Origin of the sequence: Falsibacillus pallidus (assembly GCF_003350505.1) — a bacterium.
In the GTDB taxonomy this organism is placed as follows: domain Bacteria; phylum Bacillota; class Bacilli; order Bacillales; family DSM-25281; genus Falsibacillus; species Falsibacillus pallidus.
On record NZ_QQAY01000013.1, the window covers coordinates 1 to 19,393 of the forward strand.

At 40.5% G+C, this 19,393-nt stretch carries 14 protein-coding genes and 1 riboswitch; of the genes, 6 read left to right on the forward strand and 8 right to left on the reverse strand.

Annotation, left to right across the window (positions count from 1 at the left end):
* Positions 1 to 379: 379 nt before the first annotated feature.
* The 4 genes from DFR59_RS15370 to DFR59_RS15385 all read right to left on the reverse strand — a co-directional run bounded on the left by DFR59_RS15370 (position 380) and on the right by DFR59_RS15385 (position 7,637).
* Positions 380 to 1,360: a C40 family peptidase gene (locus tag DFR59_RS15370; protein ID WP_114746560.1), complete on the reverse strand. Its 981-nt coding sequence runs from the start codon at positions 1,358 to 1,360 to the stop codon at positions 380 to 382.
* Between the two features lie 503 nt (positions 1,361 to 1,863).
* On the reverse strand, positions 1,864 to 3,777 hold the full coding sequence (locus tag DFR59_RS15375; protein ID WP_158538406.1) for a S8 family peptidase: 1,914 nt from the start codon (positions 3,775 to 3,777) through the stop codon (positions 1,864 to 1,866).
* A gap of 73 nt (positions 3,778 to 3,850) precedes the next feature.
* A complete protein-coding gene (locus DFR59_RS15380; protein ID WP_158538407.1) occupies positions 3,851 to 5,275 on the reverse strand; it encodes an N-acetylmuramoyl-L-alanine amidase in 1,425 nt (474 codons plus the stop codon).
* Positions 5,276 to 5,603: 328 nt separating this feature from the next.
* Positions 5,604 to 7,637 (reverse strand): S-layer homology domain-containing protein, encoded by a 2,034-nt coding sequence (locus DFR59_RS15385; RefSeq protein ID WP_114746563.1) that lies wholly within the window; start codon positions 7,635 to 7,637, stop codon positions 5,604 to 5,606.
* 246 nt (positions 7,638 to 7,883) lie between these two features.
* On the opposite strand from DFR59_RS15385, the gene DFR59_RS15390 reads away from it, so the two are divergent.
* From DFR59_RS15390 to DFR59_RS15400, 3 genes are all read left to right on the forward strand, one after another.
* Entirely contained in the window at positions 7,884 to 8,687 is an 804-nt protein-coding gene (locus DFR59_RS15390; RefSeq protein ID WP_114746564.1) for a hypothetical protein, read from the forward strand.
* Positions 8,688 to 8,811: 124 nt separating this feature from the next.
* Entirely contained in the window at positions 8,812 to 9,144 is a 333-nt protein-coding gene (locus DFR59_RS15395; protein WP_114746565.1) for a transposase, read from the forward strand.
* Positions 9,141 to 9,992, forward strand: coding sequence for an IS3 family transposase (locus DFR59_RS15400; RefSeq protein WP_114746566.1), 852 nt, complete (start codon positions 9,141 to 9,143; stop codon positions 9,990 to 9,992). The genes DFR59_RS15395 and DFR59_RS15400 overlap by 4 nt, the downstream gene beginning before the upstream one ends.
* Positions 9,993 to 10,347: 355 nt before the next feature.
* On the opposite strand, the gene DFR59_RS15405 is transcribed toward DFR59_RS15400, so the two are convergent.
* The 4 genes from DFR59_RS15405 to DFR59_RS15420 form a co-directional block, all read right to left on the reverse strand.
* Positions 10,348 to 12,513: a 5'-nucleotidase C-terminal domain-containing protein gene (locus DFR59_RS15405; protein ID WP_114746567.1), complete on the reverse strand. Its 2,166-nt coding sequence runs from the start codon at positions 12,511 to 12,513 to the stop codon at positions 10,348 to 10,350.
* 921 nt (positions 12,514 to 13,434) lie between these two features.
* A complete protein-coding gene (locus DFR59_RS15410; RefSeq protein WP_114746568.1) occupies positions 13,435 to 15,714 on the reverse strand; it encodes an S-layer homology domain-containing protein in 2,280 nt (759 codons plus the stop codon).
* Between the two features lie 97 nt (positions 15,715 to 15,811).
* A complete protein-coding gene (locus DFR59_RS15415; RefSeq protein ID WP_114746569.1) occupies positions 15,812 to 16,645 on the reverse strand; it encodes a glycosyltransferase family 2 protein in 834 nt (277 codons plus the stop codon).
* Positions 16,646 to 16,714: 69 nt separating this feature from the next.
* Positions 16,715 to 17,185, reverse strand: a complete 471-nt coding sequence (locus DFR59_RS15420) for a hypothetical protein (RefSeq protein ID WP_114746570.1) — start codon at positions 17,183 to 17,185, stop codon at positions 16,715 to 16,717.
* 196 nt (positions 17,186 to 17,381) lie between these two features.
* On the opposite strand from DFR59_RS15420, the gene DFR59_RS15425 reads away from it, so the two are divergent.
* From DFR59_RS15425 to DFR59_RS20115, 3 genes are all read left to right on the forward strand, one after another.
* Complete coding sequence (locus tag DFR59_RS15425) at positions 17,382 to 17,780, forward strand: helix-turn-helix domain-containing protein (protein ID WP_114746571.1); 399 nt, start codon at positions 17,382 to 17,384, stop codon at positions 17,778 to 17,780.
* Positions 17,781 to 17,930: 150 nt separating this feature from the next.
* Entirely contained in the window at positions 17,931 to 18,578 is a 648-nt protein-coding gene (locus tag DFR59_RS15430; protein ID WP_114746572.1) for a Bax inhibitor-1/YccA family protein, read from the forward strand.
* Positions 18,579 to 18,773: 195 nt separating this feature from the next.
* Positions 18,774 to 18,859, forward strand: a riboswitch (cyclic di-GMP riboswitch).
* A gap of 277 nt (positions 18,860 to 19,136) precedes the next feature.
* A complete protein-coding gene (locus DFR59_RS20115) occupies positions 19,137 to 19,304 on the forward strand; it encodes a hypothetical protein (RefSeq protein ID WP_158538408.1) in 168 nt (55 codons plus the stop codon).
* The last annotated feature ends 89 nt before the right edge of the window (positions 19,305 to 19,393 follow it).

Consider the following 19,393-nt stretch of genomic DNA (forward strand, 5'->3'; position numbering starts at 1 on the left):
TCTGATCTTTCGCCACGTTTATACACGCCCTTTTTATAGTTGTATAGATTTAAACATGACGCCACTACCTGTGTCCACTTTTTATACTAACTTCACATAAGAGCTATTTTTGGCGCATACGCCATCAAGTGTCGCGCATAGCCAGGCAATTTTCGCGCAAAGAGCAAGACCAGATAGGAAATCCAGCCTGATTAATCGGCTATTTCACTCCCTTTGCCCTTCTAAATGCCATTTTGCTCTATATTCTGCTTCATTCTAAGTGTGTACGTAGCAGTCACTGGACCAAATATGGACTAACTGTGCACCAACGCTTAAAAATCCACTCTTCAATACAAAAAGGGGTCCTTCTCTTTAAAAGAAGGACCCCTTTTTGTATGTATTAGAATTTAGAGTTATAAACCGCTGCGGAGAACTCAGCTCTTGTTGCATTGAATCCTGCACGGAAATAATCTGTTTTGAACATTGTTGTTTTATCAAGATAGTATAGAGCGGAAATGGCATCGGCTGCCCAGCTCGTTGGAGCTACATCCAAGTAAACATTGCTTGCTTTTGTTACACCGACTTTATTTTCTGTCTTGAATGCTCTATCTAAGATTACTGCCATTTGAGCTCTTGTCAAGCTGTCGCCAGGACGGAATGATCCATCAGGGAATCCTTGAATGATGCCAGTTTCTTTCATGGCTGCAATATCTTTTGCGAAAGTAGAACCAGTTCCTACATCAGGGAAGGATTTTGTAGAGCTAGTTGAAACCTTTAGGATTCTGTTTACGATAGCAGATGCTTGTCCACGTGTGACCAACCCATCTGGTTTGAACTCGCCGTTGTCAAAGCCGTTTATGATATTCTTGCTGTTTAGTAGTTCAACAGCTTCATAAGCCGGATGGCTTGTTGGAAGATCGCTGAATAGTCCATTGGCTACTTGTGAAAGACGCTTGCCGTAAGCGAACTTTGGACTCCAATAAACATTGCTCATTGAATCAATTTTGACGCCGCTGCTTGATGTTGCACTGATAAAGCTATTGTTTCCTATGTATATACCGGCGTGGGATACTCCTGCTTTATATGTATCTGCGAAAAATACCATGTCGCCTGGCTGAAGTTCAGCCTTTGAAACGGTTGTTCCTACTGTTGCCTGCTGGCTGGACATTCTCGGTAATGAGATTCCGAAATGGCTGTACACGTAGGATAGGTAGCCTGAACAATCAAACCCTGAAGGACTTGTACCACCGAAGCTGTATGGAACGCCTATGAATTTCTTAGAGTAATCAACAACTTCGTTTCCTGAAGCTGCCTCTGCACTTTGAAAAGGGATCAACAACAATAACAATGCCGGGAGTAATAGTTTCCAGAGTTTTTTCATTTTTCCACCTCGTGTAATTTCTGCAACGTTTGCTATTTCTAGTAAGATTTTATCAAATTTTTTAGACAATTTACGTTACGGTTTCATTACAATTTGATGACATAGGTTTAATTTTGTTGTTTTGTGCAATAAATTGTAAGTTGGGTGTTTTAAAATATGGTAAATATCTCCTGGAATTCGGATGAAATTTCTGCTGTTAAGAGGATTTTTCCCTATTAAATTCATATCCTTCTGAATTAGTTGGCTGCAATCGACATATTTTAATAGGCTTCACCTGTTAATTTTGTAATAAGCTCCGCACTTTCGACTTTAACCGCGGCAGTTTGACTTTTTATGCAGCAACTTTAAATTTTCACCCCCGCCCTATCCTTCTCCAGCTCGCCACTTTCCATCTCTGCCGTCCTACTATCCAATTAATGTAAACCACCACTCTCTTTCTATATTAAAACAGCAAAAAGCACCGAAAGGCCGTTACCCTCTCGATGCTCTCAAAGATTATTTTCTTATTTTGTAATAAATTCTTTATTTTCTGCGCGAGCCATGAATACAGAGAATTTGGCTCTCGACATTTCCTCATGCGGCTTGAAACTGCCATCAGGATAGCCTTCTGTAATATGTGCGTTGGCAATTTTAAAAATCGCCGCTTCACCTGTCACATTATCATTCACATCTGCATAGGAAACTAGAGTTTCATTGGCCAATCCATACGCATTTGCTATTAAAATCGCCATTTCCGCTCTGGTTACATATTGGTTTGGTTTGAATGTTCCGTCAGGGAACCCGTTAAGGATATGGTGTTCATAGGCTGATTGGATATAGCCGCTGGCAAAATAGCCGCTTCCGACATCCGAAAATTCAGTTGCTCCTTTATTTCCATTATACCCCTTTGCCCTTCCGATCATTGCAACTGCTTCCCCGCGTGTGATCTTTTTCGAAGGGAGGATGGTATGGCTGTCCAATCCATTCAAAATGGACTCGTGATACAAATAGATCATGTGCGGTGCATACCAATCTGCTGTATCCAGGTCATCAAATGCCGGCTGGTCCATTGAGACTGATAAAGACTGCTTTGTTGTGGACCCGTCTTCATTGTGGAAAACGAATTGATATTGGTAGGTGCCTTTTTCCACATAGTCATCCCAATTTTCATTCAAAATGTTAAATGCAATTGTCTGTCCATCTCTATAAATATCTACTGGTTTTGTTCCAGTGCTTTTATGAAATGCAAAAGCCACTTTTCCATCTTCGTGAGAAATCACTTGTGCTGATGAAGGGAGTTCTAGTACAGATTTATCTCCAAATAATGCTAAACCATATCCATAAAAAGCATCCCTTCCAGTCATTCCAATATCCTGGGCATTTTGATCAAGGATACTTCTGAGCTGGTCACGGGAGTAGTTAGGATATCGTTCCTTATATAATGCGAGGAGCCCTGCCACATACGGCGACGCCATAGATGTACCTGTCATCGGCATGTATCCGTCTTTATTTCCATCGAATGTATCGATTTCAAGAGGTACAGTGCTGATGATATTATTCCCTGGTGCAGCAACTTCTACTTCTGCACCAGTAGAGGATTCTACTATTCTCTTAGATTGGCTGTCTAATGCTGAGACGGCAATTACATTATCATACTTTGCTGGATAAAGAACATTATCCCCAGTCCCAGTTGCTGTACCTGAGTTGCCAGCTGCACCCACTAATAGGATTCCTGCATCAGAAGCTTTTTGAACCATTTCCCTTAGTGTAGGATCATCAGACTTCGTTGTAAAACTAAGGTTTACAATATCTGCATGTTGTTCAATGGCCCACTCCAGACCTTTTACAATCGTTGTCGTAGTACCTGCTCCGAATGTATCCAATGCCTTTACACTATAAAGCTCGACATCAGGAGCAACGCCGACAATTCCTACTGAGTTGTTTTGAGCTGCAATGATTCCAGCCACATGCGTTCCATGCCCATTGTCGTCCTGAAAGCCATTTGGACAGCTGTTAAGGACGCATGTTCCACCGGCAACCCTTAAATCAGGATGTGAGGAATCCACTCCGGTATCAATGACGACTACTTTAACACCTTTTCCAGTATAGATGGTCCGCACTTGATTAGTGATATTCATTTTCCCAAAAGCCCAAGGAGTTGTTTGGGAGGACATTTTATAAGTGACTTCAGGTACTATCGATTTAATAGAGTTTGATTTTTCAAGAGTGGCAGCCTGCCTCTCTGTAAGTGACACCGCGGCAGCAGGAATCATCTTAAATTTTTCTTTTGGATTGATATTAAATTTCTCCAGAATCTTTCTGTCTTCCATTTTATTAAAATGGACTATATAATTTTTCTTCAGTGTTTGAGCGTGAGTGATTTGGGGTAATATACTGAATAAAAGAAGGGCGCCGAGTATAATTCTAACTGTTTTCATTAACATCCACCTTTTCCACATTTAGAAAAAGGAGCCTTATAAATAAGACTCCCAATTGTTACAGTATACTATATTAATACCATTTAGTTGAAGGCTGCGCTTGCAATAGATTATACAGCGGCAGTACATCATCTATTTTTTTGTAATTATAGTAGTAATCCAGAATACCTAAATAGATTGCTTTAGCTGCTTCTTGTCTCCAGTAGCTGGATGCAAGTTTCGCATTATCGGATTTATTATCGATAAAGGCAAGTTCAGTCAAAATAGCAGGCATTGTATTTTCACGGATAACATGGAAATCTCCGTTGTCGATGCCTCTATCTTTAAGGTCCAATGCGTCAAGCATACGTTTCTGAACATAAGTAGCCAGCGCCTTGCTTTCATCTACATGCGGGTTTTGATACGCTGCATAGTAATATGTTTCTGTACCGTCAGCTGTTCCATTGAATGAGTTGCAGTGGATGCTGACAAAGATATCCGCATTATGATTCCTTGCAAATGCAACCCTATCGCTTAGTTCTGTCTTATATCCAACAGGATCCTTTTCTTGTGTCAAAAGGATATTAAACGGAGTTTGTTTAAAATAATTTTGTACCCGCAGCGCAGTATCTTGGGTCACGGTTTTTTCCAGCAGTCCATAGCCTGATGCTCCTGGATCTGTTCCTCCGTGCCCCGGATCGATAACGATGGTTTTCCCAGCTATCTGAGAGCTGCTTCCCCCTACAGAACTCGCAAGAAAGTCCGTATGTACAAAGCCTGTTTTTCCATCATATTGAATGAAAGCCCACTTTCCAACTTTATAGCCGATTTTGACTTCTCCCTTAAAAGGTATAGCGCTCTTTACATCGTACAAAGTGGATGGACCAGACCGCATGTTGAGGGAATCTGCATTGACTGTATCCGTCTGAGTGAATTCAGGCATACTTCCATTCAGCCTTAATTCGGAATTGATGCTTCTTGCCAAAAACACTGAGAAATCAGAGCGTTTGATTGAATTAGTGGTTCCAAACGTTCCGTCGGCCACTCCTTGCGCAATCCCTTTATCCATTAATGCTTTAGCAGCACTATTGATAGTAGAAGCGCCATAACCGAATGCCCGGCTGATCATAATGGCCATTTCTCCCCTTGCCACTGGCTGGTCCGGTTTAAAAGAACCATCCTTATATCCGGTAATGATGCTGTGTCTGGCAGCTTCCTGGATATATCCTGAGGCAAAGTTCTGTATTCCTACATCGCTAAAATCCGTGGAGACTTGTTTACCATTGAATTGTAATGTCCTGCCAATCATTGCTGCTGCTTCTGCTCTTGTCACTTGTTTATCTGGATAGAAATGTCCATCCAGGCTTCCGTTGACAATCTGCCCCGTTGCTAAATAATTAATTTCCATTTTAGCCCGGTGGCTGTCGCCAACATCCACAAACGTCTGCGCCCCTGCTGGAGCGGCAGCAGCGCAAAAACCTGCAACAGCAAAAACTGACAGTAGAAAAAGCCGTTTCACCGCTTTCTCCCCTTTCGCCAATTTTCTACATTCTACCACAAAAAAATTTTCCATTCTATCAAACTTATAGTCTATTTACAATTTATTAGCTTTTTTCCCATCCCCTTAAACATTATTCAAAAATAATTTTTAAGTTATATGTTTTTGTTGATTATTTGGAATCGAGGGAACGAAAGGAATTTTAATAGTATATTAGTATATTTAATGCGATTCTCTTTCTTATGTCGAATGTCTTTGTGGAAAAAATTACATATTTCGCAAATTAAAAAAGACTGTGCCGCCAAGGTAGTTTTTTCTGCCCTGGCGCACAGTCCTTTTATTGAATTTATTAGTTTATGAATTTGATATGTTGTAGAAGTGTATCCAAAATCTTAGCCATTTGATCACGTTTCGTTAGATCAGATGGAGCAAAATTCCCATTTGAGTAGCCGGACATGATTCCTGCTTGCAGGACGTGTTCTACACTTTCGCGAGAAGTAGCACCAATTTTTTTGTAATCTTTAAAGCTGCTCACTTTTTTGCTGGAATCCACTGACTCATCCGCCGGGTGGACAAAATTGATTGCGCGGTCAATCATGATAGCCGCTTCAGCACGAGTGATCTTTTCAGATGGATGGAACTTGCCATCTTTCTTACCTTTAATAATGCCAGCTTCTACTGCAGCAGCGATTTCTCCATGTTTATTGATTGCTTGAGTTGATGAAACATCACTGAATTTAACAGCAGCTTCATTTGATGGAGTAAGACTTAAGCTTCTTGAAATCAATGCAGCAAATTCTCCACGAGTCATATACTCATTTGGAGCAAATGTAGTCGTCGTTTTTCCATTGATGATGTATTTAGAAGCTAATTTTTCAATGTTATCTTCTGCCCAGTTCTTACCGTTGTTTACATCTGTGAAGGTTTTATCGTTTTCAACGATTGTGTAGACAGAGTTTGTGTTTCTTTTCAGAACGGCTACTTTCTTGCCGTCTACCTCAGTGAAGACTGTTGGAACAGGAGCAACTGTACCATCTGCATTCACAACCACTCCGACAGTGTGGTTTGGAACAATATCAGAACTCAAATCAATTGTACGGGACACGTAGTCTGAAAATCTATCGATTGTTGTAGATTTATCACCTGAAGTCGCAACAATAGAGAAATCAACAATATTAGAAATAACTTTTAAATTATTCTTATCCACCGCACCTTTTACGTATGCAGGATTCACTGGATTAATGGTAACAGAAACATCTACTTTATCAGCAGAAACCCCTAATTGAGAAGCAATGTTTCCAGTGTTGACTTGACTTACCGGAAGAACATACTGTGCACCATTTCCGGATACCAAGACAGCAGCATTGCTGTTCTTTTTGGCCGCTTCGGAGAATAACGTTGCAGGCAGCTTGGCTTTTACGGCTTCACCCGGTCCTGCATTTTCCACTTTGATAGGGATGACCGCCTTATCTTTCGTGATCAAATTAACGATCTCGCTGACTTTTAATGCAGGAATTGAAACCACAACAGAGACTTGGCCGTTAGAGCCGGTTTCCTTTTCAGTAGTAGTAGTACCTGTTGGGAGGTCTACTTGTCCTGGAGGTGTTGTTGGTTCAGGATTAGGAATGATGACGCCGCCGCCACCGCCTCCTGGGTTAGTTGCTGGTACAATACTTTGAACAACTTTATAGAAAGATGCAAGAGCAGCATGCTTATTCGTTAGCCCATTTACAATTTCTGACATTACGTCAGTAGTATTTGAGAAATTAATTGTACCAGTAAGTGCTACTACTAAATCCTCATGCCCTGAAGTAGTGTGTACTAACGCATACGTAAATGCGTTAAACAAATCACTTTCTGTAAATTGGTCAACAGTTTTACCACTATCTTTGATTGTATTTACAAAATTAATTTCAACGTCGCCGATATAATTTAGAAGTTCCTGAACAGTAATATCTTGTCCAAGTGCATCATCAATTGTAGAACTGTTATTTGTACTAAATTGATCAATCGCATCGTTGAGACCTTGTACAGTAGTAACTGCTAACATTACATCCAGCAAATCAGATACTAATTGTTTTTTTACAGCATAATTTGCTCCATCTGGATTAACTAATATGGAATCAATATACCCATCCCAATCAGTTGAACCTTTAAGTGCTTCAATTTGACTTCTTGCAGAAATCAACTCAGCTTTTTCCGAATCACTTAATTTATCATACGACGTATTTAACGCAGTAGTTAAGCTATCAACTGAACTATATTCTGCTGCACTCGCCACAGTTGGTTGATAAGCAACTCCACTAGCCACAACAGGCGAAAATACTAGTGTAGCCGCAAGCATTGCCTTCATCGTTTTCTTGCTAAAAGGGTATTTTTTCATTTTCACTTCTCCTCTATGTAATTATTTCTAGCCGAATAAACTGATTTTATTTACATAATATAGCAATTATATATGTGGCTATTATACCTAATAGGAAGCTATCAATCAATTAAATATAGGAAATACTTCATATTTTTGTGAAATAGGTAAGAATTTTGCATTATATAACAGTTCCCTTTTTGGTATTTTATGATAGAATTTCTATAAATTATACCTCAATGAATCTGAAGGGAGATTCTCTATCAAATGAAAAAATTCTTAAAAATTGCTTCGATCGTGGTCCTGCTATTAGTTCTGGCGGGTGGAGGAACTGTCTATTACTTTTTGAAAGTTAAAAAATATGATGTGGCGGATGAAAAAGTAGAAAAAATCACAAACTCCGACTACAAAATCGATTTGCCTGATGACTCTGATTCCAGTACTGATGCCACAGGTTCAGGGTCTGATAGTTCCGATAAGACTGCAAGCGGAACTAACGATACAAAGGACAATTCAACTGACGGATCAACAGGCACAACAGTTTCCGGCAAGAGTGGTGATAAAAATAACATCGGCAGCACCACCGTCCAAAAAACATCATCCACAACTGCTTCTACAAATGGCAAGACAAGCACAAACACCTCAACATCAACATCAACATCTAAAAATGATGACAAAACTAATGGAAGCAATATTGACTCCCAAGATTCTAATACGGTCACAGTAGCTTCAATCAAAGATAAATATCGACCTGTGTTCAGTAATTTAGAAGCTCAGGCCAATGATAAAGTGAAATCTATGCTGACACTTGCATTTTCTGAATATCAAACGAAAAAAGAAAACGGTGAATCTATTTCTTTTGGATATTTTTATTCTAAGTACAATGGGGCGGCAGCCGATCTTGAGGCTAAAACTGATGAGGTTTTCAATGTAGTATATGGGGCGCTTAAAAATGACTTAAAAAAACATGGATACAGCACCTCCCATGCGAAGGAATTCAAGGAACAATATGAAAATGAAAAATCTTTCCGCAGAAGTGCATTAATGAAAAAAGCAATGGAACATCTATAAAATATTAAGAAATAAAAAACTGTAGGCTAACTCGAGTATTTGATATAGTCCCCTTTAAGTAGACATTCAAAAAAACCTACATGTTACCATGAAGGAAAGAGTGCTACTTGGAGGGGATTTTTCTATGGCGAAGAAGGGACAAACGTTTAATAACTATTCAGATGAGTTCAAACTTAAGGCTGTTATGAAATATGTGAATGGTTCAAAGAGCTATAAAGTATTGGCCGAAGAGTTGGGGATCCGTAATTGTAGTCAGCTTAAAGTATGGGTCAGGAAATGGAAACAAGGGGTTCCTTTTGATGAAAGAAAGGGTGTGTCAAATCCTCTAAAAGGTAGACCTAGAACTAAATTTAAGTCGGTTGAAGAGGAACGAGATTATTTAAAAGCGCAGGTTGAATATTTAAAAAAGCAGTATCCAAATCTGGTAAAGGAGGACATGACATTCCCAGAAGAATGAAATATGAATTAATTGAAGAAATGAGGTGCCGTTATCCAGTCTCTTGGCTGTTAGAGATTGCTTACATCTTGCCAGCGAGTTATTACAAATGGAGGAATACCAAGATCTCCCGGGTAGAAAAGGCTGAGAAGGAACAAGACATCCGGGAACACATTATGGGCATTCATTTTATCAATCCCGAATTTGGACGAGAGCGTATAACGGATGAATTAAATGAAATAGGGTATCTCATCAACCATAAGAAAGTCTATAGGCTAATGACCGAAATGGGGATACAATCAATCATTCGGAAAAAGAGAAAACGTCATGGTCAGAGTCCTTCAATCATCTTTCCTAACCGATTGAAGAGGAACTTCAAGGCTATTGGACCCCAACAGAAGATGGTCACAGATATTACTTTTATATCTGTCGGTGAAGAATTTTATTATTTATCTGTTATCCAGGATCTTTTCAATAATGAGATAGTAAGTTGGGAGTTATCCAAGAGAAACAATCTAGAACTTGTCTTAAAAACAGTAGATAAATGGACAAAGAAAAGAGACGTAAATGGAGCTGTTTTACATTCAGACCAAGGCTTCCAGTATACGTCAAAGCTGTATAACAACCGATTAGATGCATTTGGGATTAAGGGCAGCCATTCTCGTAAGGGAAACTGTTTAGATAATGCCTGTGTAGAATCGTTTTTCTCCCACCTCAAAACAGAGAAATTATATGTAAACAAGTGTACGTCTAGAGAAGAACTAGAACAAGCTCTGGAAGATTACATCTATCACTACAACTACAAACGAAGACAAAAGAAACTTAAAAAACGCGCGCCGATTGAATATCGACACGCGCTTGTTGCTTAGTTTTTTTATGTTGTCTACTTGACAGGGACAAGACCATATTGCTCGGTTTGACTACAGTTTTTTATTTAGAATAGATGGCGGCCTTCTCGGCATTATGACCATTTTGTCTATGATTTTTTAAAATGGTCCACTTCAGCCCCTTTTGCTCCCAATTTTTCTTGGTAATTCCTTAAACGGGCGCATTTAAATCGCTTTTGTCACTGTTTTCACTCGGCAATTCCTCGAGCGGTTGCAATTGGACACTTTTTACTCCTGTTTTATCTTGACTATATATAAACAGCAGCATTGTACATGAATTCCCCCTTTATAAAGTAAAATCCCCCTACACTTAAATGAAGGGGGATTTTTTCATAATTTATTTTTGGTGAAGGAACAAAGAGAATACTTTTGCCGCTTCAGATCTAGTTGAATCGTCTTTCGGTTCGAATGTCTTTTCGCTTACACCATCAATGATTCCCAGCTCATATGCCAAATTGACAGCACTTGCCTGCTCTTCCGGAAGATCGGTTAAATCAGTGAAGTGGTCGTTGCTCATGACAGCAGGAGTTTTTCCATACTTGTCATCATAAGCACGGATGAGCATAGTCACCATTTCTGCACGCGTAATGCTTTCATTAGGGCTGAAGCGTGAAGCAGATGTTCCTTTTGTGATACCCGCTTCATATGCTGCTGAAATCTCATCTTGAACTGCTTTTGACACATCATTCAAGTCACTGAATGGAGCTGGTTTGCTTGCTTTCAGCTTCAATGTACGGGATACCATAGAAGCAAACTGCGCTCTTGTCATTTCGCGGTCAGGGGAGAATACGCCTGCGGACGTTCCTTTGGATACACCGCTATAGAATAAATCTGTTACAAATGGGTTTGACCATTTATCTTTTGGAACATCTTTGAAGACACTAGAAACTTCTTGAATTCTGCTTTCCGCTTTATATTCGATAGGATCCTTGAAGGATTTAATGAAATCCTGAGTAGCATCCAAGTCTACCTTGCCAACTTCCGGCTCACCTTGGAAGTAATCTGCAATCTTATTGTTTGGATCACCAAACATAAAGTTGTTCAAAACAACACTGTATTCTTTTGATTCGTCTATCGGCTGTCCATCAGGAAGAAGAACATCTGTAACGTTCTGTGTTGAACGGTCCCACTTATATGAGATGCCTGCAACAGAGAAGTCTGGCCCATACTGTTCTGAAATTTGATTGTTTAATAGTTCTTTAACTTCTTTACCAGACAGGCTGATTTTGACAAGGTAATTTCCGAAAGGCTGGATGTTGAATAATTCCGCATATGTTACAGGTCCTTTATTTAGATCTTCACGGATACCTCCGCCGTTCATCATCGCGATGTCAGCATTCATAGATGCTTTCATTCCGTCTGCAATCAAGTTGCCGAGTGGATTATCCCCAACAGGACCTCTTTCAGCATAGCCGCCAGGGAGCGCATCTTTTGTTTCACCGACAACCACATTACCGATTTCATCAGATTTTGCTTGATATTCAGCGATCATCGCTTTGATATCAGGATCTGGCGTTACGCTTTCATGATCGTTATAAACGATTTCCCCTGTCTTTTTAACGATATCATTCGTTGTCGGATCGATTTCAATATCTACATCTGTGAATGCTTTTCCATATTCATAAGCTTCAACAATCAATTTCCCGTCAACTGTACGGTTGATTCTTTTATGATTATGGCCGGCAAAAATGACATCTACATTATCGTCCACTTTTTCAGCGATTTTAGCTGCATCAAATGCTAAGCTGTCGCCCTCTTCATTCGTAGGATTGTGGGCAAGGACAACGATGGCGTTGACGCCTTTTGCTTCCAATTCTTTCGCATACTTGTTGATTGCTTCAGCTTCATCTGTAATCTTCAGGTTTTCATTGCCGGATTTGATGATGATATCCGGAGTTTCCTGCGTTACAACGCCGATAAACCCGATTTTTGTTCCGGCGATTTCCTTAATGTAATATGGATCAAATATGAGCTGATTCGTTGATGTGTCATAGGCATTCGCGGCAATTACCGGGAAGTCAGCACCATCGTATCCTTTTGTCCCATTTCCATCCGCACGTTCACCGCCATTGACGATACGCTTCAATTCATCGATACCTTCGTCAAATTCATGGTTTCCTAGTGTACCGACGCCAAGTCCCATTGCTTCTAGAATGTTGATAGTTGGCTCATCATGAAGGGCTGCAGAGATCAATGGACTTGCTCCTATGTTATCCCCTGCGTTTACCAGGACAGTGTTCGGGTTTTCTGCCTTTCGCTTTTTAAGATGTGCAGCCAAGTAATCGACTGAACCAATTGTTTCTTTTTCCCCGTCCCCATCGATGTCTTCCTCGTATGTATTATTGATTTTCCCATGGAGGTCATTGATTCCTAGCAGTTGAATTTTGATGTTAGCTGTTTCTGCATGCACGTACTGTGTGCTGAATGGAGCAGCGAACGCCCCAAGGCTCAATGCTGAAACGAGACCTAGACTTGCTAATTTCTTACTGGATTTTCCGAACATGATCTTCCTCCTCGAATTTGTAATCGTTTCCATTTTAATGCACAATTGTTAATCTTCTATATCAACTATGTAAATCCCTTTTAATATTTTCATATTTTGTAAAATTGCGTCGAAGTCCCTGTGGATAATAGCTTGTTCTTGGTGTATGACGACACGCCGGTGCCTGTCACGACCCGGCTTTTGTCTGATGATGTCGCTTAATACACTTCAATTAGTGCAGAAATGCCCAATCGCGCATAAGCAGGGGCTAGCGGCGCATAGGACCCTTTGATTCGCGCATAGCAGCCACATTTTCGCGCATAGAGCATGGGAGTTGGCGCATAGACCACCTATTTCGGCGCATAAACCTTGAGAAGAATGCAAAAACACCTTGATTTGCTTATCAATATGTACCATCGCCCCGCTCTTACCGTGCATTTCCACATCCCATGAAGTTTATTCACCTCCTGTGGTGGCGAAATGGCCACTGGCGCATAAACAGGAGCTTGTGGCGCATAGAACCCTTGCGCTCGCGCATAGCGATCAGATTTTCGCTCATAGAGCATGGGAGATGGCGCATAGACCACCCATTCCGGCGCATAAGCCTCTAGAAGATAGCAAATTCACCTTGATTTCCCTATCAATAGGCACCATCGCCCCGCTCTTACCGGTCATTTTTGCATCCCAGCACCTCTAAGTGAACATTTCGAAGCACTTTCCGCATCATTTTGCCTCTTCGGCCCACGCAACCGGACAATCTCTGCTCTCTCCACCAAATATTTGTCCATTCAGCCACTTCCATCGGATAAACCTTACTTACTTCCCTCCAACTCTTGTCTGCCCTCTGCCATTGTGCGATTTCCGCCCCTACTTATTCTGCTAAACGACAAAAAAAGACACCACCCTCTTCCTTCACGAGGATGATGCCTTTGCATATGTTTGTTATTCTGCCAGTAAATCCAAAGTATCCTTTTCTAGAGATTCAGCTGTAGAGACATTTCCGTAGTCCTTGACTAAGTCTCCGAAGCCTTGGTCGCGAAGCATTTGTACGATGTTACCCTTCAATGGGTATTTGATGCCCACGAGGTATTTCGTTTTGGTTGTGATCATTTGATCGAAGATTGAGCTTCTTGGAATCTTCATGTCTTCGAATAGCTGCTGGCTCAATAATAAGTCTACTAGTGTGAGTGTATCATAGTCTCCGCCGGTGAACTGCATTTGGCCGTTGACCTGATACCAAAGGTCGCCGTTATCCCTTACCCATCTCGGATAGAGATATTCGATGGCTCCTTTTATTTGGCGAGCGGTTTTGTAATAGGAATCGTCGCCTGTCTGCAGATATGTTTCCAGCAGGAAGCGCATTTCTCCAAGTGAATGGTTAAGTGAAACGTGCGTTGTTTTGCCGCCCGGTGCATAGTAGTCAGCAATTAAATGGGTCGTTTTGGTCACTGGGATAATATTTCCGATTTCCTCTTGCTTGATCAGGAAGCCGGCATATTTTAGGTTCGCCTCTTTGAGCTGAGGGATGTTGAATATGTCTCCTGAATCTTTCAAAAATAGAGCTGTGTTTTCGTTATGTCGCGTATCGATATATGGTGCAGTGGTGCCGTAAGCGTTTTTCAGCCATGTGCTCGTATATTCTGTTTTGAAAATAGGCACTTGCCCCGCTGTAAGAGCTCCATTTGAAAAAACGTCAAGGTCCGCGATGGAATCCATTACTAGATCGTAGAAATATGGTTCCCCCGATCCTTTGTACGCTTTAAGATAAATGCCGCCTTGCATGTGTCCCAGGTTTCGGCCATATCCCAGTTTATAACCCGGTTCAATAGACCACGGTAGTTTAGAATACGTACCATCTGCAGTGAGCCATTTATTGATGGACAAATATTCATCTATGCTGCGCTTGAACCAATAATCAATGTACTCCTGCTTTTGGAATAATTTCTGATTGGACAAGAGTGCCCAGCTTTCAGAAACCGCTTTGCTTTTCACTTTCATATTCAATTTGACTTCTATTGAATGGCTTGTTTCATCCTGACTGATATGATAGCTTTCCCACTCGCCAGCCAGTTCACGAAGAGTCGATTTTTGGCCATTCGCATATTGTTTTTCTCTTACGAAAGATGTGTAATTTTTGCTCAACATCAGTTGTTGAATTTGATTGCTGCTATTGGTTAGGTTGACGAGTCCGATCGGCGTTGTCGTTGGATCATCGCCAACTGTATCATCGTGCGTATGGACAACGTCGCCATAATCAGAATACTTTTGAACCGAATAACTGTTCATATTTTCAAATGGCATGATGATGGAAGCAGTGTAGTCATTGTTTCCAAAATGATCGAATCGCGCAAAGACAAATGTATCGCCATTGTCGATGCGTCGAAAGGTCAATTTCACCTTTCCTAACGGGTTTGATGAGTTCCCCATATAGTAGTTGTACTGGTAATCCTTTGATCTGATATGGGTGATGATCCTCTTATTGATGTATTTAAGTGGAACACCAGAATTATTCATTTTCAAGCGGACAGTATTTCCATCCCCAAGCTGAACACCCACTTCTGATGATGAAATATTAACCGATTCACCAGGTACGCCATTATCATTCGGAGGAACCGGATCAGATGCCCCTACAATATCAAGGAGGCGATAAATAAATACGGCAGATTCTCCACGATTGGCAATTTTAGAATGCTCCAGCTTATTTTCATCAGTCCCCTTCACGATTCCGTAATAGACTGTATGTTTAAAAGCCTCAAAAGCATATTTTGGAATGGAGCCGGCATCTTTGAAGGAAAGAGCAGATTCCTTCGTATAGCTTCCTTTGTATTGAAGTGCACGGTCGACCATGACTGCTACATCAGCACGGGTAACTTCCTCCCCTGCAAGAGCTTTCCCATCTTGCGTACCTTTTAGAATTCCTGCCTTCTTTGCAGCAGTAATTTCCTTATATAATGTGTTCCCTTTTGTCACATCCACAAATGAAGATGTTCCTTCCGGCAAATTGAGAGCCCTTACGAGAAAAGCAGCGAATTGACCTCTTGTCACATTCGTATAGGCTCTGAATGTTCCGTCGTTATATCCATTGATAATTCCTTGTTCTTCTAAACTCTGAATCTCGTTTTTCGCCCAGTGATTCTCTATGTCAGTCAATGCTTGACCATGAAGCGGGCCAACAATCGAAAAAAGAACCACAAATGACACGAAAACTATAAATTTTTTCATGACAGCCCTCCGTAAAATTGTTTGGTTAATATTTCTTTACTATATTAGTAAATCATATTAACCACCTAATGGAGGATGGTAGTTTATGGAATAATTTTCAATTGATTACAGAGAATATATCTCCATTAATAGCCAATCTGGAAGGTTCAATGATTCCATTCCACGTTCTATTGGAATCCGACTTCCGATTTACCGTAGCAGGATCATCCAGCAGCAGCCAAAAATTATTCGTTGGAAGATAGCCAAGCTGATGCTTGATGCATAATCGATCTAAGTACAGTCTCATCGATTCCAAATTACTCGAGTTGTTGTCATTGTTCCCAAACGCATATAGCACACTCGCTTCCGGGACCCGCTTGATCTTATGCTGACGGGACGTCCTAAGATAAAAATCCCAGTCCCAATAGTTGTGCATATCAGGATCGAAATATCCGATTTCTTCATGAAGCGATTTTCGATAGAGGCTCCCTGACGGAACATATGTGGAAAATTTCTGCATATCTTTAATTTCATTGCTGTACGCAAACAGGTGCTTTCCGGTTGCTTCCCGTCGGTCCTTATGTAATAAATAATGAAAAATTTCCACGTCGGAATATACTAGGTCAGCCGATTGTATCTCTTGCATCATCCGTTCCATATGCCCTGGCAAAAGCAAATCATCATCGTCACACAGCATAATATAGGTTCCTTTTGCAGCATGGACTCCTGCAATGCGAGCACGGACATGTTGGAGTTTCCCGGGAGGGTTAATAACCGTAATCTCCAATTCAGGATAGAGGCCATTCACAAAATCTACCGATGCTCCATTGTCATTGACAATGATCACTTCAAAAGATTGAAATGTTTGCCTATGCAAGCTTTCGAGCAACTCGCATAGCTGGATTGGGCGGTTGAAGGTTGGAATGACTACTGAAACTTCAATTGTTTTCATGCAATTTCCTCTTTCGTAATGGAAGTAAATTCCATATCACAATATTCATATGGAATTCATTTTATTCTATTAGTCGATTACCGATATTGGCTTAACCCTTGATGCACTTCCTCCCTTTTTCGGCTCATACCAAAAAGTGATGGTATTACCACGTTCCAGCGCAAAACAATTAAGGAGCTGATCGACAATCGCTTTGTTCAAAAAAAGCACATTGGAAACAGGTTCAATCCGCAGTTTGGATTTTTCTAGGGAAAATGTGGCTTTTACTTTTGTCCAAAGGTCCTTGTGTTTGATATAAAATACCATCTGAAGTTCATTGTGGAGCGGGATTTGCAGGTAAGAGGCGCCTGGGTCCTCCTGGGGAATTTTATTTAAGGAACGAACGGACGAATTTTGAAGAACATTCGAGATATCCCGAAAAGAAAGTACTCTGATATTTTGGCCGCTATGATTCTCTTTAAAAATCAATTTCCAATTTGTATTTTCTTTCGTTGATTCTTTTCCCGATATTTGAGTAATTGCAAATTCATAATGAGCCATTATTCCCTCCTAGACGTTGATTTCTCAGATTTTTCTGATTTTACAGGTAAATAATACCAAACTTTTCAGAAAAATGTAAGTGAAAATTAGGTATTTTTTCCTAATCCTATTCGGAATGTTTTTTATTATACCGTTATGGCATAATCCCTTTTTTCTTATTTAAAAAGAGATATCGTGGAAGAAAAACGGTGATGCCATGTCATTTCATATCAGGTTAAGAGAATATAGGGAACGCGTTTTACAAATCAGCCAAATCGAAGCTGCTGCACGTTTAAATTTGACCCAGACAAGCTACTCAAGATATGAAACGGGCGAAAGGGGACTCACCTATGAAATGCTTATACATATCAAAGAGGGCCTTTATATTCCAAACAACCATTTCGCCTATCTCCTAACTGGAGAGGAAGAACGGGCCATGGATCCGATGGTGCTTCGTGAAAACTATCAGGACGCTGAAACGGCTGAGATCATGAAGTATGTGGAAAGTAATGATTCATTAAAAAGTTTTTTGCTCCAGTTGATAAGAGTTCCAGAAAAAAAGAGAAATCCTTTTATCAAATCAATGATTTATATGCTTAAACAGCTCTTCTTCTAATAAACTGCCCATATCATTATGGAGCAGTTTTTTTCTTTTTTCAGACTGTGGTTCTTGATTATGTCTATAATGATGATATGATAGATAAAAATTACTGTATTTGCTGAATCTTTTCGGGCGATAGCCCGTATTATTATTGAGGTGATAATTATGTATTCAAATACTGAGTTTGTTCATTCAAAATCGGTTTTACCATCCGTTTTAAGAGCTTTTGCCATTTCCTTGGCGTTTGCCACACTCGGGCTCTGCGCCGGCGTATTCGTACCGCCTGCATTGTTCATGCCGCTGGCTATTGTGGAAGTCGGAATGCTTCTTGTCGCGTTCTTCCTAAGACGCAAGAAGGCAATCTCCTACACATTCCTTTATGTATTCACATTCATTTCAGGTGTGACGACATATCCGATCATCGCATACTACTTGGCGACAATGGGCGCTAACCTGGTCTTGCAGGCAGTCGGTACAACAGTGGTCGTATTTGGCGGATTGGCTATCTATGCTTCTAAGACAAAACGCGACCTTTCGTTTCTTGGAGGATTCTTATTCGCAGCATTGCTTGCGCTGGTCGTGCTCGGTTTGTTTAATATCTTCTGGCCATTGAGTTCAACTGCGATGCTGGTTTATTCCTTTATTGGAGTGCTCGTTTTTAGCGGATATGTATTATTTGATTTCAACCGTATGAAGCATTACAGTATCAGCCCCGAAGATGTGCCATTGATGGCATTGAACCTGTATCTTGATTTCATCAATCTGCTGCTAAGCATCCTTCGCATTTTTGGGATTTTGAACAGCAGGGATTAGAATATGTCAGTGGATGGCCCCTTTTGCAGGGGTCTTTTTTTATTACTCTGGAGATAACAAATCCGCCTATGCCAGAAGTCATCCAAACCACAAAGACCAAACTAACTAAATTTTGTACATAATTCAGTAAAATATAGGTATATTTACCCTTTCGTTCACTCTCTGTTTTTATTATTATAGTCCCTGTAGTTCGATGTCGAAAAATGGCAAAGTTGCTGAAAGGCAATGACGCAAAACTATAGGGGCTAACGCTGAAAGGGCTATGCTCGCCAGTTACCGAAACGGAGGAAGTGCAATGAAGAAATCGGCAGATACCCTGGTGCTTCAGGGAAAAAAGGAGATTTCAAGCAATTGGATCTTCGTGCCACTTTTTATTATCCTTTTACTTCTTGGTGCAATTATTCCATACGTTATTTAGCTAAAAGGACGGTTCCTTTAAGAGGGACTGTTCTTTTTTATGATGAAAAAGCAGAATTGTCGACTTTTTTCGGTTTTTAATAGCTATTATCTGAATTTTTATTCTATAATATAGATAATATTATCCACTGGAGGTTTTTTATGGAAGGAAGAGCGACGCGTAATCGGGAACTTCGCACCTACCAGAAGAAAAGAAGAAATAACACAGGGGAATTTAAGGAAAATTTGATTGATTTCTTTTTTCATATCTTAGGTACTGCCATCATATCTGTCATTTTAATTTATTTATTATCATTGATGAGCAAATAGAAAAGCGGAAGCGCCTTGGTAGCCCCGAACAGCATAAGACGGAACTCGAAGGAAATCCTGATTTCCGTAGAGGTACGGCTTATGACTCG